Annotated in this window: 23 protein-coding genes; 10 read left to right on the top strand and 13 right to left on the bottom strand. The window is 67.1% G+C overall.

From position 1 onward, the window contains the following. The first annotated feature begins 2 nt into the window (after positions 1-2). From CVV68_RS11475 to CVV68_RS23155, 3 genes are all read left to right on the top strand, one after another. Positions 3-1,745, top strand: a complete 1,743-nt coding sequence (locus CVV68_RS11475; RefSeq protein WP_110501143.1) for an ATP-binding protein — start codon at positions 3-5, stop codon at positions 1,743-1,745. After that, positions 1,742-2,440 carry a response regulator gene (locus CVV68_RS11470; RefSeq protein ID WP_110501142.1) on the top strand — a complete coding sequence of 233 codons (699 nt, stop codon included), beginning with the start codon at positions 1,742-1,744 and terminating at the stop codon, positions 2,438-2,440. The genes CVV68_RS11475 and CVV68_RS11470 overlap by 4 nt, the downstream gene beginning before the upstream one ends. A 393-nt stretch (positions 2,441-2,833) precedes the next feature. Further along, positions 2,834-3,913 carry an endonuclease domain-containing protein gene (locus CVV68_RS23155; RefSeq protein WP_146238872.1) on the top strand — a complete coding sequence of 360 codons (1,080 nt, stop codon included), beginning with the start codon at positions 2,834-2,836 and terminating at the stop codon, positions 3,911-3,913. Here the strand turns inward: CVV68_RS23155 and CVV68_RS11455 are convergent. The 3 genes from CVV68_RS11455 to CVV68_RS11445 all read right to left on the bottom strand — a co-directional run bounded on the left by CVV68_RS11455 (position 3,819) and on the right by CVV68_RS11445 (position 9,197). Beyond that, a complete protein-coding gene (locus CVV68_RS11455) occupies positions 3,819-5,084 on the bottom strand; it encodes a beta-ketoacyl-[acyl-carrier-protein] synthase family protein (protein WP_211320805.1) in 1,266 nt (421 codons plus the stop codon). The two genes, CVV68_RS23155 and CVV68_RS11455, sit on opposite strands and share 95 nt — an antisense overlap. Continuing rightward, the gene (locus CVV68_RS11450; RefSeq protein WP_110501139.1) at positions 5,081-6,790 is read right to left on the bottom strand and encodes a class I adenylate-forming enzyme family protein; all 1,710 of its coding nucleotides are present in this window, start codon (positions 6,788-6,790) and stop codon (positions 5,081-5,083) included. Before CVV68_RS11450 ends, CVV68_RS11455 begins: the two co-directional genes overlap by 4 nt. 496 nt (positions 6,791-7,286) lie before the next feature. Beyond that, positions 7,287-9,197 (bottom strand): propionyl-CoA synthetase, encoded by a 1,911-nt coding sequence (locus CVV68_RS11445; RefSeq protein WP_110501138.1) that lies wholly within the window; start codon positions 9,195-9,197, stop codon positions 7,287-7,289. Between the two features lie 199 nt (positions 9,198-9,396). On the opposite strand from CVV68_RS11445, the gene CVV68_RS11440 reads away from it, so the two are divergent. The 5 genes from CVV68_RS11440 to CVV68_RS11420 all read left to right on the top strand — a co-directional run bounded on the left by CVV68_RS11440 (position 9,397) and on the right by CVV68_RS11420 (position 14,239). Continuing rightward, the gene (locus CVV68_RS11440) at positions 9,397-10,038 is read left to right on the top strand and encodes a GntR family transcriptional regulator (protein WP_110501137.1); all 642 of its coding nucleotides are present in this window, start codon (positions 9,397-9,399) and stop codon (positions 10,036-10,038) included. Positions 10,039-10,090: 52 nt separating this feature from the next. Beyond that, a complete protein-coding gene (locus CVV68_RS11435) occupies positions 10,091-11,611 on the top strand; it encodes an MmgE/PrpD family protein (RefSeq protein ID WP_110501136.1) in 1,521 nt (506 codons plus the stop codon). Between the two features lies 1 nt (position 11,612). Further along, positions 11,613-12,542 (top strand): methylisocitrate lyase, encoded by a 930-nt coding sequence (gene prpB / locus CVV68_RS11430; protein WP_110501135.1) that lies wholly within the window; start codon positions 11,613-11,615, stop codon positions 12,540-12,542. A 35-nt stretch (positions 12,543-12,577) separates the two neighbouring features. After that, positions 12,578-13,717 (top strand): bifunctional 2-methylcitrate synthase/citrate synthase, encoded by a 1,140-nt coding sequence (locus tag CVV68_RS11425; protein WP_110501134.1) that lies wholly within the window; start codon positions 12,578-12,580, stop codon positions 13,715-13,717. Positions 13,718-13,909: 192 nt separating this feature from the next. Continuing rightward, on the top strand, positions 13,910-14,239 hold the full coding sequence (locus CVV68_RS11420; RefSeq protein WP_110501133.1) for a cupin domain-containing protein: 330 nt from the start codon (positions 13,910-13,912) through the stop codon (positions 14,237-14,239). Between the two features lie 51 nt (positions 14,240-14,290). Here the strand turns inward: CVV68_RS11420 and CVV68_RS11415 are convergent, their stop codons facing one another. After that, a complete protein-coding gene (locus tag CVV68_RS11415; protein WP_110501132.1) occupies positions 14,291-14,773 on the bottom strand; it encodes an 8-oxo-dGTP diphosphatase in 483 nt (160 codons plus the stop codon). A 133-nt stretch (positions 14,774-14,906) separates the two neighbouring features. Between CVV68_RS11415 and CVV68_RS11410 the strand changes: the two genes are divergently transcribed. Further along, positions 14,907-15,194: an FmdB family zinc ribbon protein gene (locus CVV68_RS11410; protein ID WP_110501131.1), complete on the top strand. Its 288-nt coding sequence runs from the start codon at positions 14,907-14,909 to the stop codon at positions 15,192-15,194. Positions 15,195-15,255: 61 nt separating this feature from the next. Further along, entirely contained in the window at positions 15,256-16,512 is a 1,257-nt protein-coding gene (gene fmdA / locus CVV68_RS11405; RefSeq protein WP_110501130.1) for a formamidase, read from the top strand. Here the strand turns inward: fmdA and xerD are convergent. From xerD to CVV68_RS24230, 9 genes are all read right to left on the bottom strand, one after another. Next, entirely contained in the window at positions 16,509-17,489 is a 981-nt protein-coding gene (gene xerD / locus CVV68_RS11400) for a site-specific tyrosine recombinase XerD (RefSeq protein WP_110501129.1), read from the bottom strand. The genes fmdA and xerD overlap by 4 nt on opposite strands. Further along, the gene (locus tag CVV68_RS11395) at positions 17,486-18,172 is read right to left on the bottom strand and encodes an NUDIX domain-containing protein (RefSeq protein ID WP_438502632.1); all 687 of its coding nucleotides are present in this window, start codon (positions 18,170-18,172) and stop codon (positions 17,486-17,488) included. The genes xerD and CVV68_RS11395 overlap by 4 nt, the downstream gene beginning before the upstream one ends. Further along, on the bottom strand, positions 18,172-19,878 hold the full coding sequence (gene pyrG / locus CVV68_RS11390) for a CTP synthase (RefSeq protein WP_110501128.1): 1,707 nt from the start codon (positions 19,876-19,878) through the stop codon (positions 18,172-18,174). The genes CVV68_RS11395 and pyrG overlap by 1 nt, the downstream gene beginning before the upstream one ends. Before the next feature lie 71 nt (positions 19,879-19,949). Then, the gene (gene recN / locus CVV68_RS11385; protein WP_110501127.1) at positions 19,950-21,680 is read right to left on the bottom strand and encodes a DNA repair protein RecN; all 1,731 of its coding nucleotides are present in this window, start codon (positions 21,678-21,680) and stop codon (positions 19,950-19,952) included. After that, complete coding sequence (locus CVV68_RS11380) at positions 21,673-22,737, bottom strand: NAD kinase (protein WP_110501126.1); 1,065 nt, start codon at positions 22,735-22,737, stop codon at positions 21,673-21,675. The genes recN and CVV68_RS11380 overlap by 8 nt, the downstream gene beginning before the upstream one ends. Positions 22,738-22,764: 27 nt before the next feature. After that, complete coding sequence (locus CVV68_RS11375) at positions 22,765-23,571, bottom strand: TlyA family RNA methyltransferase (protein WP_110501125.1); 807 nt, start codon at positions 23,569-23,571, stop codon at positions 22,765-22,767. Then, complete coding sequence (locus CVV68_RS11370) at positions 23,568-23,792, bottom strand: hypothetical protein (protein WP_110501124.1); 225 nt, start codon at positions 23,790-23,792, stop codon at positions 23,568-23,570. The genes CVV68_RS11375 and CVV68_RS11370 overlap by 4 nt, the downstream gene beginning before the upstream one ends. Next, entirely contained in the window at positions 23,785-24,810 is a 1,026-nt protein-coding gene (locus CVV68_RS11365; protein ID WP_110501123.1) for an HAD-IIA family hydrolase, read from the bottom strand. The genes CVV68_RS11370 and CVV68_RS11365 overlap by 8 nt, the downstream gene beginning before the upstream one ends. Before the next feature lie 4 nt (positions 24,811-24,814). Continuing rightward, positions 24,815-26,502 (bottom strand): hypothetical protein (locus CVV68_RS24230; RefSeq protein WP_245933483.1); only part of this gene is annotated, 1,688 nt, incomplete at its 5' end.

The following is a 26,502-nucleotide window of genomic DNA, read 5'->3' as shown; positions in this document are numbered from 1 at the left end:
AGATGTCTTCGCGGTTCTGGCGGGGCTGGAGCATTGCCAAGAGGCTGTTCACCGCCAACCTGCTCTTCGTGCTGCTATTGACCGCGGGAGTGGCCTCCGTGATGGTGTACGACGCCGGCTCCCGCACCTATGAGCAGACCCGCCAGCGCATGCTGTCCGTCGCCACGGCGCTGGCCGACTCCCCCCTGGTGCTTTCAGCCGCGGAGAAGCCCAACCCCTCCGCCGTCCTGCAGCCCTATGCCGAGGCCGTCATGCACGATGCCGGCGTGGACTTCATCACCGTCATGGACCCCCGCGGCATCCGCTGGACCCATCCCAACCCGGCCGAAATCGGCAAGCCGTACGTGGGATCCATCGCGCAGGCGCAGGCAGGGCACACCTATTTTGAGACCACGGAGGGAACGCTGGGCCCCTCAGTCCGCGTGATTGTGCCCATCAAGGACGCGGACGGGACCGTCAGGGGCATGGTGGCCGCGGGCGTGACGGTCAGCAACGTCCAGGTGCTGGTTTCCGCCCGGCTACCGGTGGTACTCGGACTTGCAGCGGCCCTGCTGCTGGGCGGATCCCTGGCCGCATGGCTGCTGGGCCGGTACCTCAAGCGTGTCACGCTGGGCTGGGGCCCGGAACAGCTGGCCCAACTGTTCGCCTACTACGAATCGGTGCTCCATTCCGTGCGCGAGGGCCTGGTCCTGGTGGACACCCGCGGCTCGATGGTCCTCTACAACGACCACGCAGCGTTGCTGCTCGGCATCGACGCCCCCACGGGGGGCCCGGCCGGCAGCTCCTCCGGGGCTCCTGCGAAGAGTTCAACCGCACATCCGATGCCGGCCACCAGACTCGCGCGTGCAGGCGTCGGACACAGGCGCGCGGGCCGCGGGCCGGCTTCCCACGGCCCGCCGCAGCTGGAATTCCTTGCCCTGCCGGAGTCGCTCAGGGAGCTGTTGCGCAGCGGCCGCGCCGCCACCGACGAGGTCCATGTCGCCGGCGACCGCCTGCTGGTGGTCAGTCAGCGCCCGGCCCTGGCCCCGGGCGGCAATGCGCCCACCGGCACGGTGGCCACCATCCGGGACCACACCGAACTGACCGCCCTGGCCGGCAGCCTCAGCAGCACCCAGACCCTGGTGGAGGCGCTGCGGTCCCAAACCCACGAACACGCCAACAGGCTCCACGCCATCATTTCGCTGATCGAGCTGGACCGCGCCCGCGAAGCCCTGGAATTTGCCACGGCCGACCTCTCCGAGACTGTCCGTCTGGGCGGGGAATTTGTGGGCACCCTGGACGAACCCTTCCTGGCCGCCCTGCTGGTGGGCAAGCGCGCACAGGCCGACGAACGCGGGGTGAAGCTTGAACTCAGCGGCTCCGGAACGCTGCCGCCGGGCGTGTTGGACACCCGGGAGCTCGTGACCCTTCTGGGCAACCTGGTGGACAACGCCATCGACGCGGCCTCCGGTGCCTCCCCCGGCCCCACCATCTGGGCGGACCTGCTGGTGGCCGACGACGCCCTGACCATCACCGTGGCGGACAACGGACCGGGCCTTCCCACCACGGACCTGGACGTGCTGGGCCGGATCGGCACGAGCGGAAAAACGTCTGTGGCCCCCGGTGGGCGCGGCTATGGAATTGCCCTGATCCGCCGCGCCACCGCCGCCCTCGGAGGCACCATCACAGCCGAGAACGACGGTGGCGCCGTCATGACCGTCGTCGTACCCCTCCCCACTGCTGTGGATGCAAAGGAAGAATCATGAGCGGACCGATGCCCATCCGGTTGCTGGTGGTGGACGATGAACCTATTGCCCTGGCTGCCCACGCCGACTATGTGCGCCGCCTGGACGGCTTTGAGGTGGCCGCGACCGCGGGCGGGATGGGGGCCGCGCTTGCCGTACTGAACGACCCCGCCACCCCGCCCATCCAGCTGGTGCTGCTGGACATGAACCTGACCGACGGGCACGGCCTGGACCTGCTGCGCCGCATCCACGGGCTCGGGCTGGTGCCGGACGTTGTGGCCATCACGGCCGTGCAGGAAATCCAAGTGGTGCGCTCGGCCATCGCACTGGGCATCACCGCCTACCTGATCAAGCCGTTCACGTTCGCCGCGTTCCGGGAAAAGCTGGAAAGCTACCGGGGCTACCACTATGCCTTGGCGGACCGGTCGCACACCAGCCAGGATGCCCTTGACCGTGCCCTGTCCACATTGCGGCCCAGCGGGAAGCTGCAGCTGCCCAAGGGGATGCTGCCCGAGACGCTCGGGGCCGTGGCCGACTGGCTGCGGGCCCAGGGCGCGCCCGCCTCAGCCACCGAAGCTGCCGCGGGACTGGCGATGTCCCGGGTCACGGCCCGGCGCTATCTGGACCACCTGGTGGAAACCGGATCCGCGGCGAAGGCTCCCCGCCACGGATCGCCCGGCCGGCCGGAGCTTGAATACCGCTGGCTTCGCCGTTGAGATTGGAGATAACCACCGCTCCCCGCGTTGACATTGGAGATAACCACCGCTCCCCGCGTTGAGATTGGAGATAACCACCTCCGCAACCGTTGACATTGGAGATAACCACCGCTCCCCGCGTTGAGATTGGAGATAACCACCTCCGCAACCGTTGACATTGGAGATAACCACCGCTCCCCGCGTTGAGATTGGAGATAACCACCTCCGCAACCGTTGACATTGGAGATAACCACCGCTCCCCGCGTTGAGATTGGAGATAACCACCTCCGCAACCGTTGACATTGGAGATAACCACCGCTCCAGCAGACGTTTTTTTGCGATGCCATCTTCACGCCCGACGGCACACTGTGGATAACTCAAGAAACCAAAGCAAATTCCGGCCAGACTGGAGGAATGATCAAGGCCCAGCCCCTCCCCGATTCGTTGAGCGGACGATCCTTCACACTGGGTGAGTCCGATGACTACGGCATCAGCCGGCGCCGGACAGCTGGCCGTGACCTGTACACGCCGGGCCGCTGCATCCGCGTGCCGTGGGGAGTGCAGGAGCCGTTAGCCGACCGCGTCCGGCCGCTTCTGGAGCTCACGCCGGGCGGAATGGCAAGCCACAGCACGGCCGCGCTGCTATGGGGCGTCCCGCTTCCGCCGTGGCTGGCCGGCAGCTTTGAAATCCACATTTCCAAGGTTGCCTCCAGCGCTCCCCCGTGGCGGGCAGGCGTAGTCGGGCACCACACGCGATTCAAGCCGGGCGAGGTCGACCTGCTTGGCGGGATGCCGGTTACGTCGCCTCTGCGGACCTGGCTGGATCTGGCTGCAATGCTCGAACTTGATGACCTTGTCGCGGCCGGCGACTTCCTGGTCTGCGAACATGATCGGATCTTTGGGCCGAAACGGGTGGCCCTGGTGAACCTTTTCGAGGTGCGGGAGTCCGTGCGGCATGAGTTCCACCGACGGGGAATCGTCAAGGCGCGTGAGGCCGCCGACCTGCTCCGGGTCGGCGCGAACTCACCCCCGGAAAAGCGGATCCGCCTGGCGCTGGAAAGGGCGGGCGTCCCGGGCTTGACCCTCAACCACGTCGTCGTGGATGCCGATGGGAGCGACGCCTCCTGGCCTGACCTTGCCCTTCCGGAATGGAAGATCGCCTTGGAATACGACGGCGCGCATCACCTGACGGCACGGCAAAAGGCAATTGACGAAGCTCGCAACCGGCTCATGGAACGGCTTGGCTGGCAGCAGCTGAGGATCACCAAAGCCATGCTGGACAACGACGGCGACAAGGCCGTCGTCGCGCTTGTCCGCAATGCTCTCCGCGTGCAAGGGTGGACAGGCCCGTTTTTTGAGCGGGCGTTTCCTCCAACCTCAACAGTGGGAGCGGACGGGGTCAAACGGCGGAGAAGGCCACCACGCAGTTTTGGCCGCCGAATCCGAAGGCGTTGGTCACCGCGTGCCGGACGGCCATGGCGCGGGCCTCGTTAGGTACGTAATCGAGATCGCATTCCGGGTCCGGGCTGGTGTAGTTGATGGTGGGCGGTACGGCCGAATCCGTGATGGCGCGCACGCAGACCAGGGCCCCCAGTGCCCCTGCCGCCCCGATCAGGTGCCCGGCCATGGATTTGGGCGCCGTGACGGCGAGCGCAGGGGCATGGGCGCCAAACGCCTGGTGGATGGCGGCGGTTTCCGTTTTGTCGTTGGCCCTGGTGGAGGTGCCGTGGGCACAGACAAGTTCGACGCCGGACGCGTCCAGCTGCGCTGTTTCCAGCGTCTTCGTAATGGCCCGGGCCGCGAAGGTTCCGCCAGGGTCGGGGGCGACGATGTGGAAGGCATCGGCCGTCATGGCCCCGCCGGACACCTCTGCATAGACCCGGGCGCCGCGCGCCCGGGCGCTGGAGAGCCGCTCCAGGGTGAACACGACGGCGCCCTCGCCAAACACGAAACCGTCCCGTCCGGCGTCGAACGGGCGGGAGGCCTCCTGCGGGCAATCATTGTTCCGGGACAGCCCGCGCATGGACGAGAGCCCGGCAAACATGACGGGCGTAATGGCGGCGTCTGCGCCGCCGGCCACCACCACGTCCGCATCGCCCTCGAGCAGGATCCGCCGCGCCTCCAGCAGCGCATGCGTGCCGCTGGCGCAGGCGAGTGCGCTGGCGTTGACCCAGCCGTGCACGCCAAGGTCGATGGCAACCTCGCACGCTGCCATGTTGGTCAGCGACGACGCCACGAAACTGGGGCTGACGTACCTGGCGCCGCGCGCCTCCAGCACGTGCACGGCCTCCTCAACCTCCGGGAAGCCGGCCACGGCGCAGTTGATGACGACGGCTGCCTCGGTGCCTTCGAGCGTGGAGCCCAACCCGGCGTCGGCCACGGCCTCTCGGGCCGCGGCAATGGCCAGCTGGGTGCAGCGTGAGGACCGGTTGAGGCGTTTGACCGGCAGCAGTGCGGACGGGTCGAAGCCCTTCACCTCGGCGGCGATGGTGGTGGGCAGGCCGGCGGGGTCGAAGGCCGTGATGGTGTCCACGCCGCTGCGCCCGGCCAACAGTGCCTCCCAGGTCTCCCCCGCCGTATTGCCCAGCGGCGTCAGTGCCCCGATGCCGGTGATGACCACGCGCTCCCGGCCGTCCCGCCGTGCACCGTCCCGCCGGCCGCTCACCGTCTCTCCCCGTCGCCGCCGTCTCGCGCAGCCGGTTCCTCAAACAGCCCGGCGGCGTGGTCGCCCACGGCTTGTTCGGCCAGTTGGTAGTGAATTTTCTTCCCGGTGGCGGTCAGCGGCACGCTGTCGACAAAAGCGTAGGCCCGGGGCCGCTTGAAGTCGGACAGCTCCACGCTGGCCAGGCAGTGCCGCTCCAGTGCCTCGGCCGTGGCGGCGTCTGCGGCACCGACAGGGTCGCGGCGGACCACGTACGCCACCACCTTGGCTCCCCAGTGGTCGTCGGGCAGGCCCACCACCACACTGTCCCGCACACCCGGGTGCGCGCCGAGCACCTCCTCCACCTGGACGGGGTGGATGTTTTCGCCGCCGGAGATGATCATGTCGTCCCTGCGGCCCGCAATGGTGACGAAGCCGTCGTCGTCCCAGGTGCCCAGGTCCCCGGAGTACAGCCAGTTGTGCACGAACTTTTCCTCGTTGATGTCCGGCAGGTTCGCGTAGCTGAAGCCGGACTTGGGGGTCCGCATGATGATCTCCCCCAGCTCCGTGTTGTCCCGGGCCGCCAATTCGTCCGGCTCGGCGCGCCGGTCCGGGAAGAACTTCACGAGGGCAACGTCGTCGTCCGTGCAGGCCCGGCCAGCCGTCCCGGCATGGGCGGGCAGGTCCTCAGGGCGCAGGAAGGTGTTCCAGAACGCCTCGGTGGTGCCGTAGCCGTTGAAGATGCGCGGTGTGAGCAGGCTTTGGTAGCGCAGCACGGCGGCCTTTGTCAGCGGTGCGCCCATGGTGACGATGCCGCGCAGCCCGGACAGCTCCTGCGGGTTCCTTTCCTGTTCGTCGGCGAGCATGGCCAGGGACACTGGCGCGCCGATCAGGAACGTCAGCCCGTACCGGCCCACCCAGTCCAGCACCGTGGCCGGGTCGAAGGCACGCATCGGCACCACCGAGCCGCCCACGTAGAACAAGGGGTTCGGCCCGCCGGAATACAGACCGCCGCGGTGGAACCAGGGCGTCATGTTCAGCGTCCTGTCCTGCGGGGTGAGCGGAAAGTGCATGATGACGTCGTGTGCGCTCATCACCTCCACGATCGAGGGCAGGGACACCCCCTTGGGCCGGCCGGTGGTGCCGGAGGTGTACAGCCGGGTGGTTTCCTCGTAGGTCGAGGCCTGTCCCTGCCGTTGTGGCGGTGCGTCGGGGGCGGCGGCCACGACGTCGGCGAAAGATCGCACGAAGTCCGGCCGCCCGGCGTCGTCCGTGCCTGCCGCAGCCCGCTCCCCCACGGTCAGCACGACGGCGGACGAGCCTGCCGCTTTCACGGCGGCGAGCGCCGCGCCAGCCACCGTGGCGTCGACGATGAAGACGGCCGGGTCGCTGTCGCGCAGGATGAGCGCGGTTTCGCCGGAGGCCAGGCGGTAGTTCATGGGCACCCCGACGGCGCCGAGGCGTTGGGTGGCCAGGTAGAGCCAGGCGAATTCGACACAGTTGAACAGCTGGTAGGCGACGTGGCTGCCAACGCCCACGCCCAGCCCCGCCAGGGCGGCGGCCACCTTGTTGACGTCGGCGTCAAGCTCCGCGTACGTCCATTCACGCCCGGCCCCGGGGTCGACGATGGCCACTTGCCGGCCAAACCTGCCCACATTACGGCGGAAGCCGGCGTCGTAGGTGAAGTCGTGTTCGAAGTAGTCCTTGAAAAGGCTCGCGTCGTACGCCATGGAACGTCCCCTTCACCGGGCCCTGCCGCCTCCACAGCGGGCTGTGCCATTGCGCCCCCGTCATCGTCACCGATGCGGGGGCCTTGATATGCACCCTACTCCGGCCCGCCGGGGCGTCAAGGGGGCCCGGGCCGGCGGGCAACTGGCGCCGGCGTTTTCCATGCGCAACCCCGGCACCCCACCCTTGCGCACAAAGAAACGTTACTTCCGCTATGCGCAACCCCAGAGTGCTGGGGCTGCGCCAGTGAACAAGTTGCGCAACGTCAACACTCCAGCCCTGCGCACAAAGAAACGTTACTTCCGCTAAGCGCAACCCCAGAGTGCTGGCAGTGCGCATAAGCGCCACGCCGGCCGCCGGAAGCGTCAGGGGGTCCCGCTCCCCATGTTGAGCCTTTAGATCAGCACCGATCCGCAACGAAGAGCACGTCGTTATCCCCAGCCGCCCGCGCTCCCCAGCCACTCCCACCGCTCGCGAGCCCGCAGCGGGCCCAGAACCTCACCGTGCGGAGAGGATGGGGACCAGGTTCTCGATGACGGAGGGGTCCTCAATGGTCGAGGGCACCGTGTAGTCGTCGCCGTCGGCGATCTGGCGCATGGTCTTGCGCAGGATCTTCCCGGAACGAGTCTTGGGCAGCGCGTCGACGATGGTGGCGTTCTTGAAGTCCGCCACCGGACCGATCTCTTTGCGGACCAGGGCCACCAGCTCCTTTTGAAGGGCATCCGGATCGATGGACACGCCGCTCTTGAGCACCACGTACCCCACGGCCTTCTGGCCCTTCAGTGCGTCCGCCACGCCGATCACGGCGCATTCGGCCACGGCCGGGTGCTTGCCCACCACCTGCTCGATGGCGCCGGTGGAGAGGCGGTGGCCGGCCACGTTGATGACGTCGTCGGTGCGGCCCATGACATACACGTAGCCGTCCCCGTCCACGTAGCCGGAGTCGCCGGTGGCGTAATACCCGTCAAAAGCGCTGAGATAGGAGTCCACATAACGTTGGTCGTCGCCCCACAGGGTGGTCAGCGTGCCCGGCGGCAACGGCAGCCCCAGCACGATGTTGCCTTCCTCCCCCACACCCACCGGGGCCCCGTAACCGTCCACAATGCGCAGATCGTAGCCGGGCATGGGCAGGGTGGGCGAACCGGCCTTGATGGGCAGCGGGTCCAGGCCGCGCGGGTTGCCCACAATGCCCCAGCCCGTTTCGGTCTGCCACCAGTGGTCCACCACGGGCACGCCGAGCACCTTCGAGGCCCAGTGGAACGTGGCCGTGTCCAGCCGCTCCCCCGCGGTGAACAGCGTTTGGAGCGAGCCGGCGTCGTACGCCTTGAGCAGTTCCGCCTCCGGGTCCATCTTGCGGATGGCGCGCAGGGCGGTGGGCGCTGTGAACAGGGCCTTCACGCCATGCTGTTCAATGACCCGCCAAAACGCGCCGGCGTCCGGGGTGCCCACGGGCTTGCCCTCGTACATGACCGTGGTGGCGCCGGCCAGCAGCGGCCCGTACACAATGTAGGAGTGCCCCACAACCCAGCCCACGTCCGACGCCGTCCACCACACGTCCCCGGCGTGGATGTCGTAAAGGTTCGCCATGGTCCACAGAAGTGCGACGGCGTGTCCCCCGTTGTCGCGGACCACCCCCTTGGGCGTGCCGGTGGTCCCGGAGGTGTACAGGATGTACAGCGGGTCCGTCGCCTTGACCGTCACGGGGCCCGCTGGCTGCGCAACGGCGAGCGCGGCGTCCCAGTCCACATGGTTCCAGCCGAGGGCGGCAGGATCCGTGGCGAAGCCGTCACGGTGCTTGACGATCACGGGCAGCTCCGGTGCGCCGGCCGTGGCGAGCGCTTCATGGACGGTGGGCAGGTACTCCACGTGGCGGTTCGGTTCCAGTCCGCCCGAAGTGGTGACGACGGCCTTTGGTGCGGCGTCCCTGATGCGCACGGCCAGTTCGTTGGCCGCAAAGCCGCCAAAGACCACGGAGTGGATGGCACCCAGGCGGGCGGTGGCCAGCATGGCGATGGCTGCCTCCGGGATCATGGGCAGGTAGATGACCACGCGGTCGCCCCTGCCCACGCCCTGGGCACGGAGCACGCCGGCGAAGCGCGCCACCTCGGCGGTGAGTTCGCTGTACGTGTAGGTGGTGACTGTGCCGACCATGGCCGAATCGTGGATCAGGGCCAGCTGGTCTCCACGGCCCGCGGCCACGTGCCGGTCCAGTGCGTTCCAGGCGGTGTTGAGTTCGCCGTCGGGGAACCAGCGGGTGAGCGGTGCGTCCACACCGCTGTAGGCGCTGGTGGGTTCGGTGACCCACTCCACGGCTTGGGCCGCTTCCAGCCAAAACCCCTCGGGGTCGCCCAGGCTGCGTTGGTATTCGTCACTGTATTTCCGGCCGTTCGGGGAGTCGTTCAGGGACATGCGGTCCTCCATCTGCGCTGATGTGATGAGTGTCATGCTAACGGGTGGCAGCGTCCCGAGGCAAGCTTTCTGTATACACAACCCTTTATTAGTTTGAATATTCAGGGAATTATTCGCCATGAAATGGTTCTATGTATACAATGATGGAACCGGTGGCAGTCAGCCGCCGGAGGCGGCAGGCGGGCGGAGGGAAGAGCTGATGCGGGCAAGCGAGAAGGCATACACCACCCTGCGCAGCGACATCGTGGACTGGCGGCTTCCGCCGGGAACCGTGCTGGCCGAAGTGGAGCTGTCCGCACGCCTGGGCGTCTCACGCACCCCGGTCCGGGAAGCACTTGCCCGGCTGAGCGCCGAGGGGCTGGCCGAACCGCAAAGCGGCCGCGGCACCGTGGTGAGCGGGATTTCCCTAGACCACGTGGATGAACTGTTTGAGCTGCGTTCTGCACTGGAATGCCGGGCCGCGGAGCTGGCTGCCAACAAACGCGACCCCGAGGTGTTCCTCGAGCTGCACCGCCAGCTCGGCGACGCCGGACGGCTCATCACCGATGCGGACCCCGCGCGGCACGACTACTACCGGCTGGCCGGGGAGCTGGACACGGCGATCGACACCGCCGCCGGCAACCACTACCTGGCCCAGGCCCTGAAAGGCCTGCGCGTGCACCTGGTGCGCGTGCGCCGGCTCTCCAAGGACAACCCGGCTCGGCTGCGCGACGCCGCCCGGGAACACGCGGACATTGCCCTTGCCATCGCCAACGGCAACGCCGTCGTGGCAAGCGCCGCCACCACCGTCCACCTCGACAACAGCCTCCGCCGCCTGTTGGCCGGCCGCGCCGCACCCTGAAAGCTCCAACACCGGCTACGATTTGTTCACTTCGTCGAAAAAAGGAATCCCCATGGTTATCCAGCACAACGTCCGCGTTTACAAGAGCGAAGAAAACCTCCCCCGCGAGAATCAACTCGCCTACAAGATCGCCAAGGTTGCCGCCGATCCCGTCGCCGTGGACGCCGAGGTCACCGACATGATCATCAACCGCGTGATCGACAACGCCTCCGTGGCCATCGCGTCCCTGAACCGCGGACCCATCGTCGCCGCCCGCGCCCAGGCTCTTTCCCACGCCCCGTCCACCGGCGGAACCGGCGCCAACGTCTTCGGCATCGCCGAATTGGTCTCCCCCGAGTGGGCCGCCTGGGCCAATGGCGTGGCCGTGCGCGAACTCGACTACCACGACACCTTCCTGGCCGCCGAGTACTCCCACCCGGGAGACAACATCCCGCCGATCCTCGCCGTCGCACAGCACACCGGTGCCTCCGGTGCCGAGCTGATCCGCGGCATTGCCACCGGCTACGAGATCCAGGTGAACCTGGTCAAGGCCATCTGCCTGCACAAGCACAAGATTGACCATGTGGCCCACCTCGGCCCGTCCGCCGCGGCCGGCATCGGCACCCTGCTGGGGCTGGAGGTGGAGACCATCTTCCAGGCCGTGGGTCAGGGCCTGCATACGACGACGGCCACCCGCCAGTCACGCAAGGGCGAAATCTCCACCTGGAAGGCGCACGCCCCGGCGTTTGCCGGCAAGATGGCCGTTGAGGCCGCGGACCGTGCCATGCGCGGCCAAACCTCCCCGGTCCCGATCTACGAGGGCGAAGACGGTGTCATCGCCTGGATGCTGGACGGCCCGGACGCCCAGTACACCGTGCCGCTGCCAGCCGACGGCGAGGCGAAGCGTGCCATCTTGGACACGTACACCAAGGAGCACTCGGCCGAGTACCAGGCACAGGCGTGGATTGACCTGGCCCGCAAGCTGCACGGCGAACACCCCGAGGCCACCGACCCGGCCAACGTTGCCAGCGTGCTGATCAAGACCAGCCACCACACGCATTACGTGATCGGCTCCGGGGCCAACGACCCCCAGAAGTACGATCCCACCGCATCGCGGGAAACCCTTGACCACTCGATCCCGTACATCTTCACGGTGGCCCTGCAGGACGGCTCCTGGCACCACGTGGACTCCTACTCCCCCGAGCGTGCCGGCCGGCCCGACACTGTTGAGCTGTGGCACAAGGTCACCACGGAGGAGGACGCCGAGTGGACCCGCCGGTACCACTCCCTGGACATTGCGGAGAAGGCCTTCGGCGGCACCGTGGTAATCACGCTCAACGACGGCACGGTCATCACGGAGTCCATTGCCGTGGCCGACGCGCATCCACTTGGCGCCCGGCCGTTTGCCCGCGCGCAGTACATCAACAAGTTCCGCACCCTGGCCACGGGCCTCGTCGAGGAAGCCGAGATTGACCGCTTCATCGCGGCAGCGGAGAATCTGCCGAAACTGGCCAGCGGGGAACTGGACCAGCTCAACATCACCGCGGCGCCCGGCGTCGTGAATCCGGCCGATGCACCGAAGGGGCTGTTCTAGCATGCTGTACTCCAAGAAGACTTCGGAGCAGAAGCGCCGGGAGCTGCGCGCCATGCTGGTTCCGGGCGCGGCCCGCCAGTTCCCCGGCGCGTTCAATCCGCTCTCGGCCCGGCTCATTGAGGAAAAGAAGTTCGCCGGCGTCTACATCTCCGGCGCGGTCCTCGCCAATGATTTGGGCCTGCCCGACATTGGCATGACGACGCTGACCGAAGTGGCGGCCCGCGGCGGGCAGATTGCGCGCATGACGGACCTGCCCTGCCTCATCGACGCGGACACCGGCTTTGGCGAGCCGATGAACGTGGCCCGCACCATCCAGGAACTGGAAAATGCGGGGCTGGCCGGCTGCCACATCGAGGACCAGTTCAACCCGAAGCGCTGCGGCCACCTGGACGGCAAGAACATGGTGGACCTGGACACGGCCGTCAAGCGGATCGCCGCCGCCGCCGACGCCCGCCGCGATGAAAACTTCCTCATCATGGCCCGCACCGACATCCGCGCCGTCGAGGGGCTGGACGTGGCGATTGACCGGGCAAAGGCCCTGGTTGACGCCGGCGCGGACGCCATCTTCCCGGAGGCCATGAAGAGCGTCGCCGAGTTTGAGGCCGTGTGCAAGGCCGTGAACGTGCCGGTGCTGGCGAACATGACGGAGTTTGGCAAGAGCGAACTGTTCACGCGGGACGCCCTTGCCGCGGCCGGCGTGGCCATGATCATCTACCCCGTAACCCTGCTGCGCAGCGCCATGGGCGCTGCCGAGCGCGTGCTCGACGCAATTTCCGCCGACGGCACCCAGCTTGCCGCCGTGCCGGAGATGCTGACTCGCGCCCGGCTCTATGAACTGGTTGACTACGAAGCGTATAACCAGTTTGATACAGGCATCTTCAATTTCCAGGTCCCGGGCCTGGACATCAGCACCAACAACGCGAACCTCTAAGCAATGGTTCATTTTGAAATTAAGGAGCACCCACTGTGAGCGACGAAGACGTACGTAGGGGCCTTGCCGGCGTCGTGGCCGACTACACGGCCATCTCCAAGGTGAACCCGGAGTCCAACTCCCTGCTGTACCGCGGCTATCCGGTGCAGGAACTGGCCGCCGGCAAGTCCTTTGAGGAGGTGGCACTGCTGCTGTGGACCGGCGAGCTGCCCACCGAAGATGAGCTGACGGTGTTCGAGGCCTTTGAGCGGGCCAACCGCGCCCTCGATGCCAATGTGCGCGCCGCCATTGACCTGCTGCCGCTCCACTGCCACCCGATGGACGTCGCCCGCACCGCGGTCTCCGTGCTGGGTGCCAACCACGCACTGGCCGAGGACTCCTCGCCTGCGGCCGAGCTGGAGAAGGCGAAGTCCCTTTTCGCACACTTCCCGGCCGTCGTCGCCTACGACCAGCGCCGCCGTCGTTCGCAGGCCTTGGTGGAACCGCGGGAGGACCTGGACTACGCGCAGAACTTTCTGTGGATGACGTTCGGCGAGGAAGCGCCGTCCGAGGTGGCGGACGCGTTCCGCGTGTCCATGGTGCTCTACGCGGAGCACTCCTTCAACGCCTCCACGTTCACGGCCCGGGTCATCACGTCCACGCTCTCCGATCTGCACTCGGCCGTCACCGGGGCCATCGGCGCCTTGAAGGGCCCGCTGCACGGCGGCGCCAACGAGGCCGTCATGCACACCTTCGACGAGATCGGGATCCGCAAGGAGGAATCCCGCGAGGAGGCAGCCGCCCGCGCCAAGGCGTGGATGGAGGACGCCCTGGCCCGAAAGAAGAAGGTCATGGGCTTCGGGCACCGTGTTTACAAGAACGGCGATTCCCGCGTGCCCACCATGAAGGGTGCGCTGGACAAAATGATCGCGTACTTTGACCGGCCGGAAATGCTGGGCCTCTACGACGGACTGGAATCGGCCATGGCCGAGGCGAAGAACATCAAGCCGAACCTGGACTACCCGGCCGGGCCCACGTACCACCTGATGGGCTTCGACACGGACATGTTCACGCCTATCTTCATTGCCTCGCGCATCACCGGCTGGACGGCACACATCATGGAACAGCGCGCCGCGAACGCGTTGATCCGCCCGCTGAGCGCGTACAACGGAGTGGACGAACGCCACGTGGGCTGACGCCTATAAGGGACGAATAGGTGGGCCGCCGGCCGCGAGGGACCCGCTGCGGGCTTGCGGGCAGTGGGAGCGGCAGGGGATTATCTCCAACCTCAACAAGCTTTTTTCCTTTCGGGTTCACCGGTGTCATCCCGTGATTGCAGGTAGTGTAAATGGGACCTGGCTCACACCCGGAACATTTGAAGGAGCATCGTGGAAAAATCATCTTTAACTGCACTGGCCCGGGAACTGCTGGGAAATGCCAAGGCCGGCACCAGTGGGCGCAGCGCGCGGACCGTTTACGGCGGGCACGAGCGGGTGCTGCGCCAAACGGTGGTCGCGTTGACGGCCGGTTCCATGCTGGACGAACACGACAACCCCGGCGAAGCCACGGTCCAGGTCCTCAGCGGGCGCCTGGTGCTGGCCACCGGGGAGGTGTCCTGGGAAGGCTCCGCTGGGGACCACCTGGTGGTGCCCAACGCCCGCCACTCCGTCAAGGCCCTGGAGGACTCGACTTTTCTGCTGACTGTCGCCAAGCCCTGACCCGTTGCAGTTTCCGGCTCACAGTTGATTGAGGGAGCAGGGTGCCGGCGGCTACTTAAGTGTGCGGGTGCTGGCGGCGACGGTCTCGTTGTCCGGGTTCATTACGATGCGCCAGTGTGCCCGGTCCCCGGCGAGGAATGCCGGCAGCCAGCGGACGGCGTCGGCCCACATCTGGGCTTCCGGCAGTTGCCCCACCCCATACCACCGCGGGGCGATCTCATCGCTTTCCTGTTCGACACCGGCAAAAGTGCGGCACAGGTACACCACAGTGTTCATGTCCCATTCAGGCCGGGCGGGGAAGACAAAGTCCACGACGCCGGCCGGGATCAGGTCCGCCTCCAACACCGCAATGCCGGTTTCCTCTGCCACCTCACGGCAGATCGCCTGTCCGGTGGTCTCCCCCGCTTCCACATGTCCGCCGATCCCGACCACCTTGCCCGTGCCAAAGCCCGTCTTTTTAAGGCCCAGCAGCACCTGCTCACCGCTGTCGGCGGTGCGGAGCAAAAAACACAGGGTCACGGCGGCGGCAGTCATACGGCCAGCCTAAGCCACCTTCGGGTCCGCGCGGGACGGCCCGCGAGCCATTGACGGGCTCTAATGCGCAGGATAGCTTGGCAGGGAAGACGCCCAATGACCTTGGGGAAATTCCACATTTTGGGAGTGGTCCATGCCGCTGTATGAATTCCGTTGCACCGACGGCACAACGTTTGAAGCCGCCCACTCCATGGTAGAGGTGCCCGACAGCCTCAACTGCCCGGACTGCGGCGCCCCGGCCCGCAGGCGCATTTCACCGCCGCGGCTCTCCATCGCCGGCACCGCAGCATATTCGCTGATCGACGCCACCAAGCGCAGCGCCCACTCACCGGCGGTCGTATCGTCACCTGGGCCGGGGAAGCCCGGCCGTCAGCGCGCCTATTCGCCCAACCCGCTGCACCAAAAGCTTCCCCGCCAGTGACACGCCCGGCCAAGCACCAGCCTGCCCCATCCGACCCGCCGCGATCGCAAGGAGAAAGACCATGCCTGATGTTTTGTTCCCGCTCGATTCCGCCAAAAAATTTGAGGACCAGGAAAAGTTGGGCCATAACCGCTGGCACCCGGAAGTCCCGCCGGTGGCGACGGTCAAGCCGGGCGACTCCTTTCGGGTGGACTGCCGGGAGTGGTTTGACGGGGCCATCGTCAATGACGACTCCGCCCAGGACATACTCAACGCCCCGCTGCTGACCGTGCATAAACTTTCCGGACCCTTCGCCGTCGAAGGAGCCAAGCCCGGGGACCTGCTCATTGTGGACATCCTTGATGTGGGTCCCATCCCGCAGGAGGACTCCGGACCCTTGGCCGGTCAGGGCTGGGGCTACACCGGCATCTTTTCCCGCAACAATGGCGGCGGCTTCCTCACCGAGCAATTCCCCGACGCCTACAAGGCGGTCTGGGACTTTACGGGCCAGGTGGCGACCTCCCGCCACGTGCCGGAGGTTCGCTTTGAAGGGCTGATCCATCCCGGGCTCATGGGCACGGCCCCCTCAGCGCAATTGCTGGCCACCTGGAACAAGCGCGAAGGGGACCTTATTGCCACCGATCCACTCCGCGTGCCCCCGCTGGCATTGCCTCCCGAGGCCGAACATGCGGTGCTCGGGGGACTCCCCCGCGATCAGTGGGCGCGCGTCGGTTCCGAGGCCGCCCGGACCGCCCCACCACGCGAGAACGGCGGAAACCAGGACATCAAGAACCTCTCCAAGGGTTCACGCATCTTCTATCCGGTGTTCGTCGACGGCGCCAATCTGTCCGTGGGTGACCTCCATTTCTCCCAGGGCGACGGCGAGATCACCTTCTGCGGCGCCATCGAGATGGGCGGGTTCATCGACCTGCGCGTCGACATCATCAAGGGCGGCATGGACACCTACGGGGTCAGCGAGAATGCCATCTTCATGCCGGGGCGGGTGGAACCGCAGTTCAGCGAATGGCTGGCCTTTTCCGGCACCTCCGTCACGCTCGACGGCGAGCAGCGCTACCTCGATTCACACTTGTCCTACCAGCGGGCTTGCCTGCACGCCATCGACTACCTGGTCAAGTTTGGCTACAGCCCGGAGCAGGCCTACCTGCTTCTGGGCGCCGCACCCATCGAGGGGCGCCTGTCCGGCGTCGTGGACATCCCAAATTCGTGCTCCACCGTCTACCTGCCCACGGCCATGTTTGACTTCGATGTCCGGCCGTCGGCAGCAGGTCCGCATCAGGTCAATCCAGGCATCGGTGCACCCAGGGCCGCCAACGGCTAGCCAAGTGCCCGCGGGTGCGCTGCGGCATAAACTTCCCGCAGGGTTTCGGCCGTGACCAGCGTGTAGACCTGCGTGGTGGTCACGGAGGCGTGGCCGAGCAGTTCCTGCACAACGCGCACGTCGGCGCCGCCCTCCAGCAGGTGGGTGGCGAAGGAGTGGCGCAGCGTGTGCGGTGAGACGTCCGCGGCAACGCCGGCCTTGTCCGCGGCAACTTTCAAAATGCTCCAGGCGCTTTGCCGGCTGATCCGCCCGCCGCGGGTGTTCAGGAACAGGGCCGGGGTGCCCCTGCCCTTGGCGGCCAGCGATCCCCGCCCCCGCACCAGGTACGACTCCAGGGCACGCACCGCATACGAGCCGATCGGCACCAGGCGCTCCTTGGAGCCCTTGCCGAAAAGCCGCACCAGGGACGGGCCGTCGTCCTCCGAACGCGAAAGGACCAGGTCGTCCACGTCGAGCCCGACTGCCTCGCTGATGCGGGCACCGGTGGAATACAGGAATTCCAGCATCGCGGTGTCGCGCAGGCCCGGGGCACTGTCCGAGCCGGCGGCCTCCAGGATCCGGGCAACATCGTCAACACTGATGGCCTTGGGCAGGCGGCGCCCGGCCATGGGCGGGTGAACGTCGGCGGCGGGGTCGGCCTCCGTCAGCCCCTCCAGCGCCCAGAATTTGTGCAGCCCACGCACCGCCACGATGGTACGCGCCGCGGACCGAAGGCCCAGCGCGGAACCGCCGTCGCCGCCGTCGGACAGGGCCTGGGCAAACGCGCTCACGTGGTGGCGGGTGACATCCCCAGGGGCCGCCACGGGAATCCCGGACAGGAAGCGTCCATAGCGCAGCAGGTCGCGGCGGTAGGCCTGCAGGGTGTTGGCGGCCAGGCCCCGCTCCACGCCGACGTGCTGCAGGTAGTCCCCGATGGCCCTGCCCATCTCGGTGCTTGCGGCGGTGGAGGCGTCCGCCGCAGCCGCGCCGGCTTTCATTTGCCGCGTTGGCTGGGGTGCTCCGGCCAAGGGGCGCCGGCTTCACGCAGGGTGGCGAAGCCGCTCCGGGCCGCCGCCGAGGCTGCCAGGATGCCGACGACGGCGGACGGGTTGTGAATGCGCCCCTCCAGCACGGCGGCGGCTGCTTCCTCGAGGTCAACCCAGCGGAACGCGATCTCCGCTTCCTCCTCCGTGCGCACGTGCCGGTCGGCTTCGGGCACCTCGGACAGCCCCCGTGCCAAGTAGATCCGGATGGCCTCACTGGAAGAGCCGGGGGTGGTAAAGAAGTCGGTCAGCACGTGCCACTCGGCGCAGGCAATGTCAGCTTCCTCCGCCAGTTCGCGCGCGGCTCCCACCACAAAGTCCTCACCCTCGATGTCCAGCAGGCCGGCCGGGATCTCCCACAGGACCATTTGGACGGGGTGGCGGTACTGGCTCAGGAGCAGCACCTGGTTGCGGTCATTGAGCACCACCACGGCCACGGCTCCCGGATGCGCGATGTAGTCGCGCGTGAGCGGCGCAGCGCCCGGGGTCAGGCTGAAGGTGTCTGAGACGACGTCCCAGATGCGGCCCCGGTACACCGTCGATGATGACTGCAGGGGCCTGTGGCTGGGAACATCAGCCACCGGCTCCCCCGCCTGGTGCAAGGTGTCCACCGTCGGCGGTGTACCGGGCGCGGTCACTAGACCTCCAGCAGCCGGGTGGCGTTCTGGCGATCCAGCGCTGCGGCGATCAGGCCGGCAAAGAGCGGGTGCGGGCGGGTCGGGCGCGAACTCAGTTCCGGGTGGGCCTGGGTGGAGACGTAGTACGGGTGCACCTCGCGGGGCAATTCAACAAATTCCACGAGCTTGCCGTCCGGCGACGTGCCCGAGAAGACGAGCCCTGCCGCAGCAATCTGCTCGCGGTACTTGTTGTTCACCTCGTAGCGGTGGCGGTGCCGCTCGGCAACCTCGGTCCTGCCATAGGTTTCGGCAATGACCGAGCCCTTGGTGAGAACGGCCGGGTACAGGCCCAGGCGCATGGTGCCGCCAAGGTCGCCCTTGCCGTCCACAATGTCCAGCTGCTCTTCCATGGTGGCGATGACCGGGTACTTCGGGTTCGCATCAAACTCGGAGGAGGACGCCCCGTCCAGGCCCACCACGTCGCGGGCATACTCGATGACCATGCACTGCAGGCCAAGGCACAGGCCCAGGGTGGGAAGCTGGTTTTCGCGGGCATACTTCAGGGCGCCGAGCTTGCCTTCCAGGCCGCGGATGCCGAAGCCGCCGGGCACGCAGATGCCGTCCACATCGGAGAGCGCATGAATGGCACCCGCTTCCGTGGCGCAGTCGTCGGAAGGGACCCAGCGGATCTTGACCCTCGTGCTGTTGGCAAAGCCGCCGGCGCGCAGGGCCTCGGTCACGGACAGGTAGGCGTCAGGCAGTTCGATGTACTTGCCCACCAGGGCGATCTCAACGTCGTGGGACGGGTTGTGGACGGCCTCGAGCAGTTTGTCCCACTTGGTCCAGTCCACGTCCTTGAACGGCAGGTCCAGCGCGCGGACGATGTAGGAGTCCAGGCCCTGCGAGTGCAGCGTTTTCGGGATGTCATAGATGCTCGGCGCGTCCGGGCAGCCGATCACGGCTTCCACGTCGACATCGCAGGCACGGCCGATCTTGGCGTGCATCGCTTCGGGCAGGACGCGGTCGGAGCGCAGGATGATGGCGTCGGGCTGGATGCCCAGGGAGCGCAGTGCGGCCACGGAGTGCTGCGTGGGCTTGGTTTTCAGTTCCTGCGACGGGCCAATGTAGGGCACCAGGGACACATGGGCGAAGAACACGTTGTTGCGGCCCACGTCCTGGCGCACCTGGCGTGCGGACTCCAGGAACGGCTGGGACTCGATGTCGCCCACGGTGCCGCCAATTTCGGTGATGATGACGTCGGGGGCGTCGGGTCCCTCGGCGGGCAGGCGCATGCGGCGCTTGATTTCATCGGTGATGTGCGGGATGACCTGGACGGTGTCGCCCAGGTATTCGCCGCGGCGTTCCTTCGCGATCACCGTGGAATACACCTGGCCGGTGGTGACATTGGCGGAGCCTTCGAGGTTTTCGTCCAGGAAGCGCTCGTAGTGGCCGATGTCGAGATCCGTTTCGGCGCCGTCGTCCGTGACGAAGACTTCACCGTGCTGGAAGGGATTCATTGTGCCCGGATCCACGTTGAGGTAGGGATCGAGCTTTTGCATTGTGACCGAAAGGCCGCGTGCACGGAGAAGATGGCCGAGGCTGGACGCCGTCAACCCCTTGCCGAGCGATGACGCGACACCGCCGGTGACGAAGATGTGTTTGGTCGTCTTGGACTGACCACTGAACCGGGAATTTGATCGTTGCACCACGGAATTCGAGCCTATCATCTATTGAGCCAGCATGGGTTCTTTCAAGGTCTGCCACCATGGTGCCAAACACTGCGTAAAACGGGTTCTTCCTACGGTGTTGCCGCACGGGCGTCCGCCAGCAGTTCCCTGGCGTGGGCCTGTGCCGTTGCCGAATCCTCCTGCCCTGCCAGCATCCGGGCCAGTTCACGCACCCGCTCCCCATCATCCAAAAGCCGCACATTGCTGGTCGTGATGCCCCCGGAGGAGTTATTGCCCACAGAGCTTTTCGTCACCAAAATGTGCTGGTCCGCAAACGCCGCCACCTGCGGCAGGTGGGTGACCACCAGGACCTGGACGTGCCGGGCCAGCATGGCCAGCCGGCGCCCAATTTCAACGGCGGCCTTGCCCCCCACCCCCGAGTCCACCTCGTCGAACACGAACGTGGGGACGGGGTCGACGGCGGCCAGCACCACTTCCAGCGCCAGCATCACCCGGGAGAGCTCGCCGCCGGAGGCCCCCTTGCCCAGCGGCCGCGGCGAAGCGCCGGCGTGCGGCTGGAGCAGGAACGTGATGTCGTCGGCGCCATGGATGCCGCGTTCGGCCGGTGCCAGCTCAATGACAAGCCTGGCGTCGGGCATGGCCAGCGCCTTCAGCTCGGCGCTGACCTGTCGTGACAGCTTGTCCGCCGCGGACCGGCGAAGCTTCGTGACATCTGCAGCGAGCGTCTCCAGCTCAAGCAGTGCGGCCGCAACCTCGGCCTCCAGCGTTTCTATCCGGCCGGAGTCGTCGGTGAGCTCCGCCAGCCGTGCACGGGCCGTGTCCGCCCACACCAGCACCTCGTCAATGCTGGGTGCGTACTTGCGGACCAGCACCGCCAGTTCACCGCGGCGGTCCTCCAGCTCGGCGAGCCGGCCCGGCCCCTCAGTGTCCAGCGATGTCGCATAGCCGGCCAGGTCCCGGGCAATGTCTGCCAGCAGATACCCCACCTCGGAGACGCGTTTTCCCAGTTCACCCAGTGCGTCATCGGATTCGGCCGCGGTCTCCAAAAGGCGCTTGGCCGTGTCCACCAGCGTTACGGCATCCGCCCCGTCGCCATAGTCCTCGGCAATCAACGCCTCATGGGCGCCCAGGGAAGCCCGGCGCAGCTCCTCCACGTTGCCCAGCTTTACGGTCTCGGCCTTCAGGAGCTCGTCCTCGGCCTCCAGAGGCTCCACGGCGTCGATCTCCGCCAGCGCTGCCGTCAGCGACTCGGCCTCACGCAGCCGCTCCCGGCTGGAGGTGCGCAGCAGTTCCAGCTCCACCTGCGCTGCCCGCCACCGCTCAAAAACGGCCCGGTACTTCGCCATCGCGGCGGGAAACGACTTTTGCGCCTCGGCGGCAAACTTGTCCAGCGCTTCACGCTGGGGACCGGCACCCTTGAGCCGGATCTGGTCCGACTGCCCGTGCACCGCCACCAGGGTCTCCCCCAGCTCGGCCAGCACGCCAATCGGGGCACTGCGGCCACCCACATGCGCCCGGCTGCGCCCGTCGGCACCCACCGTGCGGGCCAGGATCAGCTCCGCGCCGCCGTCGAACTCGTCAATGTCGGCGCCGGCCTCCAGGGCACGTGCCAGGGCGGCATGCCCGGCGGGGAGGGTGAGCGTGGCCTCGGCGGAAGCGCTCTTGGCCCCGGTGCGCACGGCTCCCGCATCGGCACGGTTTCCCAGCAGAAGTCCGACGGCGGTCACCACCATCGTCTTTCCGGCGCCGGTTTCACCGCTGACGACGCTCAGGCCCGGGCCCAGGGGCAGCGTGGACTCGGAAATGACCCCGAGGTCGCGGATCCGTATTTCCTCAATCATGAAGTGGCGCGACCCCCTCAAGGTTGTTCGGCTCGTTGGTGACGGTCAGGTCCGGGACCAGCGGCGGCGGTCCGGTGGGAGGCCCTTCCAGCTGCGACTTGGGCTTGGGCGTCCTGATGATGGGCAGCTGGGTGGTGGGCGGCGGCGTTTCCTCGGCGCTAGGCCCGCGCCAGCCCTGCACGGGCAGCTCAAACTTGCGCACCAGGCGCTCGGAGAACGGGGACTGCTGCGTGCGTGCCAGTTTCACCGGTTTGCTGGAGCGGGTCACCTCGATGCGGGCGCCGGGCAGCAGGTCCACGGTGCGGCGGCCGTCGCACCAGATCACGCCGTAGGCTCCGTTGCGGGTGAGCACCTCCACGGCGAGCGTGGACGTCGGTGCCACCACGAGCGGCTTGGCAAAGAGCGCGTGGGCGCTGATGGGCACCATGAGCAGGGCCTCCACCTCGGGCCACACCACGGGCCCGCCGGCGGAGAAGGCGTAGGCCGTGGACCCGGTGGGGGTGGCCATGACCACGCCGTCGCAGCCAAAGGAACTCAACGGGCGGCCGTCCACTTCGGTGACCACTTCGATCATGCGTTCGCGGTTGCCTTTTTCCAGCGCCACCTCGTTGAGCGCCCAGGTGTGGGTGACCACCTTTCCCTTGACCCGGACCTTCACGTCCAGGGTCATTCGCTCCTCCACCGAGTATTCGCGGCGCACCACCCAGTCCACTGTTTGGATCAGATCGGCCCGTTCGCTTTCGGCCAGGAATCCCACATGGCCCAGGTTCACGCCCAGTAGCGGGAGGTCATGGTCGCGGACCAGTTCGGCCGCACGCAGGATGGTGCCGTCGCCGCCAAGCACCATGACCAGTTCAATGTCGGCCAAAGTGACGTCCCGGTCCAGGATCTCCATGCTGACGTCGGAAACGCCCAGATAACCGGTCATGTCGGCCAGTTCATCGGCGTACATGACCGGCACAATATTGTTGGCATGGAGCTGCACGCACGCCTCAAGGGCGGCAATCATCGATTCCTCGCGCCCCGTGTGGGCCAGAATCAAGACGCGGCGTGTCATGTGCTTGGGTTTCCTCAAAGGTAGGCGTCAGGGCCAGAGCTGTGCCAGCAGTTCCTCGACGGCACTGCCCTGTTCTTCGATCTTATGTGGCTGCGCCGACAGTTCACGGCTTGCCCACAGAAAATACTCAACATTTCCCTCCTGGCCGGGGAGTGTGCTGGGGCCCAGGCCGCGCAGCACGAGCCCGTTGGCGACGGCGGCCCGGGCCACGAGTTCCACGGCGCGCCTGCGTTCGTTTTCGCTGCTCACAACGCCGGTCCTCGCCAGCCGTTCCCGGCCCACCTCAAACTGCGGTTTCACCATCAGCAAAAGGTCACCGCCCGGGCGTGTCGCGAGCGCGAGCGGTCCCATGACCATGGTCAGCGAGATGAAGGAGAGGTCGCAGACGGTCAGGTCTGCCTGGCCGCCTATTTCCGCGGCCTCCATGTACCGGATGTTCACGCCTTCATGGACGTCCACGCGGGTGTCCTCGCGCAGTTCCCGCACCAGCTGTCCGTGGCCCACATCGACGGCGGCCACCCGTGTTGCGCCCTTGCGCAGGAGCACGTCAGTGAAACCGCCGGTGGAGGCCCCGGCGTCAAAGCAGAACTTGCCGGCCACAGTGACTTCCGGGAAATGCGAGAGGGCCCCGGCCAGCTTGTGCCCTGCCCGGGAAACGTAGTCCGGGCTGGCGGTGGCGGCCAGTTCAATGCCAGTTTCCGCACTTACGGCTTCGGAGGCCTTCGCCGCCGTCGTGCCGTTGACGTTTACCTGCCCGGCCTTGATCAACCTCGCCGCCAGCGTGCGCGACCGCGCCAGCTTGCGGTTCACCAGTTCCTGGTCGAGACGGGTCATGCGGCCCCGCCCTTGGTGCCGTTGGCGGGGCCGCCGGCCATGCCCGCTGCGGGATCGGCGTCGAGTTCGCGCTGCAGCTGCTCCATGAGCGAGGTGTACAGGCCGTTGTGGTCCGCGGTGGGCAGCGAGGTTGCTTCCCCTGCGCGGGTCACGATGGCGTCCACAGCGGGGTCGGCCGTCCCGGAGGCGCCATCCGCAGAAGGGTCCGGATTCTCACTCACCGGAGTCCGCCGTCTCGTTCACCGTCATCTTTTGCGCAAACGTCAGCTGCGGCTCGGTCACCGTGTCCGACTCCGGCACGGCGGCCCACCAGGCGGCACACACGGCGCGCCACCCATTGATTTCGCTGCTCTGTGACTTGGATAGAGTGATGGTGCCGTTCTCAACGGTGGCCGATTCGCTGCCACACGTGAAAACGCCGTCCGTCTCCGTGACTTCCGGATACGGCTGGTACAAATCCTTGAGCGTTTCAATGATGAACCGGGGCCGTTCGGCGGACCTTGCCTTGAGCGCTGATTCGGCGGTGTCAATCCCCGTGAGCACCAGCGCGGTGGCCATGCCGGCGTTGTTGCCGCCGAGGATGTCGGTGTCCAGTCGGTCTCCGATCACCAGCGGGGCGCTGGCGCCGAGGCGCTTGGCTGCCGTGTGGAACAGGGGCGCTTCCGGCTTGCCGGCCACCACCGGGTCATGATCGACGGCGGCACGCACTGCCGCGACGAGCGTCCCGTTGCCGGGGGCGATCCCCCGGTCGCGCGGAATGGTCATGTCGGTGTTGGTCGCGATCCAGGCGGCGCCGCCGTTGATGGCAAACGCAGCCTCTGCAAGTTCCGTCCAGACCAGGCTGGGTTCAAAGCCCTGGATGACGACGTCGGGGGCGTCCTTGGCGCTTTCCACGGACTTCATGCCCACCAGTTCGATCTCGCGGACCAGCGCCTTGCTGCCGACGACGAGGACCTTGCTGCCCTTCGGGAACTTTTCCGCCAGAAGGGCGGCGCCGGCCTGGGCCGAGCTGACCACCTGATCGTCGTCGGCGGGTGCGCCGAGTTCGCGCAGATGCGCTGCCACGTGGGCCGGGGTGCGCGACGCATTGTTGGTCACGTAGCCCAGCTTGACGTTGACGCCTGCCAAGCCCACGAGGGCGTCTATGGCGCCGGGGATGGCGCTGGGTCCGGCGTACACCACGCCGTCCAGATCAGCCAGCACGGCGTCAAATCCAGTGAGCAAAGTCTCCCGGAGCAAAACGCTAGTCCTCCTGCTGATCGTGCTCGCCGTCCACGGGATCGGCCTTGTCGTCGCGGTCGCTGGCCTTGTCGAGATCTTCGTCCCGCTCTTTGGGCTCGTCGAGATCGTCGTCGGCACTGTCTTCGTCGGACTCGGCGTCGTCGGATTCAAAGTAGTCCGATTCGGCGTCGTCGACCTCGGTCTCAACGTGGTCGTGGTCCGCTTCGTCCTGCTGCACGGCCGTCGGCGCGGTGGCCGGGACCATGACATCGGAGACACGGACACGCGGTGCATCCAAGGGAATATCCTCGTCGTCACCCAGATCGACGATGATCGAGTCAGTGCTGTCATCCAGGCCAAGGGCTTCCTCAGCCACAAGTGCCTGTCGTTCCCAAGTCTTGGCCTCATCCTTGCGGCCGGCGGCGCGCAGCACCATGCCGTAGGCGCGGAAGAGGCGCGGACTGAAGGAGAAAGCGCGGTTGATGTCCAGCTGTGGGATTTCCAGGGCGGACAAGGCTGCGTCCAACTCTCCCAGGTCGCCGCGGGCACCGGATTCAACAATGGCCAGCTCCACCTTGCCGGCGGTGTCCAGTGATGCGGCGTCCTCGGACTGAATCAGGTCAAGTGCCTTGTCGGGACGGCCCAGCCCCCGCTCACAATCGGCCATGAGCGGCAAGTGCACGTTTGAGCCGCTGATGCGGCGGTAGGTGCGCAGTTCGCGAAGTGCCTCGGAGTAGTTTCCGGCCGCGTAGGCGGTCATGGCGACGGCTTCGCGGACGCAGGCCAGGCGACCGCCACGGCGGCTGGCCGCCAATGCGTGCTCAAAGGCCAGTTCTGGCTCGAAGTCAATTAGGCGGCCGGCCATGACCAGGTGCTTGGAGACCCATTCGTTGTTGCGGGAGTCCAGAATGCGCAGCTGGGCACGCGTAACCTTGTCGAGCTCTTCGCCGGTGACGTCGTTGTCGATCTGCGGTGAACGCTCCCGGTCAGGGCGGTTGGAGCTGCGCAGGTCCGCTGCATTGCGTGCCGGCGGCGTGCGCGGTCCGCTGTCCTCGCGGCCGCCTTGCGGGCGGCTGTTGTAGGGGCGGTCGCCAACCGAACGGGCTGGACGGTCGCCGTAGCTGCCACCGCGGCTGTCGCGGTCGCCGGAGGGCTTGTGGTCATCCCGGTTGCCGTAGGGGCGGTCGCCGCCGTGGTTGTCACGGTCGCGGTCGCGGTCGCCAAAAGGCTTGCGGTCTTCGCGGCGGCCGTTGACAATGGGGCGGTCGGCGCCGCGGTTGTCACGGTCCCCGCCTGAACGGGCCGGTCGGTCACCGTAGCCGCCGCGGTTGTCGCGTCCGCCCTGGCCGCCGCGGTCGTCACGGTTCCCGTAGGGACGGTCGCCCGCAGGCTTCCGGTCACCATAGGGGCGGTCCCCGCCCGAACGGGCCGGACGGTCACCGTAGCCGCCGCGGTTGTCGCGATCGCCGGCGGGGCGTCCGCCCTGGCTGCCGCGGTCGTCACGGTTCCCGTAGGGACGGTCGCCGGCAGGCTTCCGGTCACCATAGGGGCGGTCCCCGCCCGAACGGGCCGGACGGTCACCGTAGCCGCCGCGGTTGTCGCGATCGCCGGCGGGGCGTCCGCCCTGGCTGCCGCGGTCGTCACGGTTCCCGTAGGGACGGTCGCCGGCAGGCTTCCGGTCACCATAGGGGCGGTCCCCGCCCGAACGGG

The sequence above is a fragment of the Arthrobacter livingstonensis genome (assembly GCF_003219815.1).
Lineage (GTDB): Bacteria > Actinomycetota > Actinomycetes > Actinomycetales > Micrococcaceae > Specibacter > Specibacter livingstonensis.
This window is presented reverse-complemented; position numbering and strand designations above follow the sequence as displayed.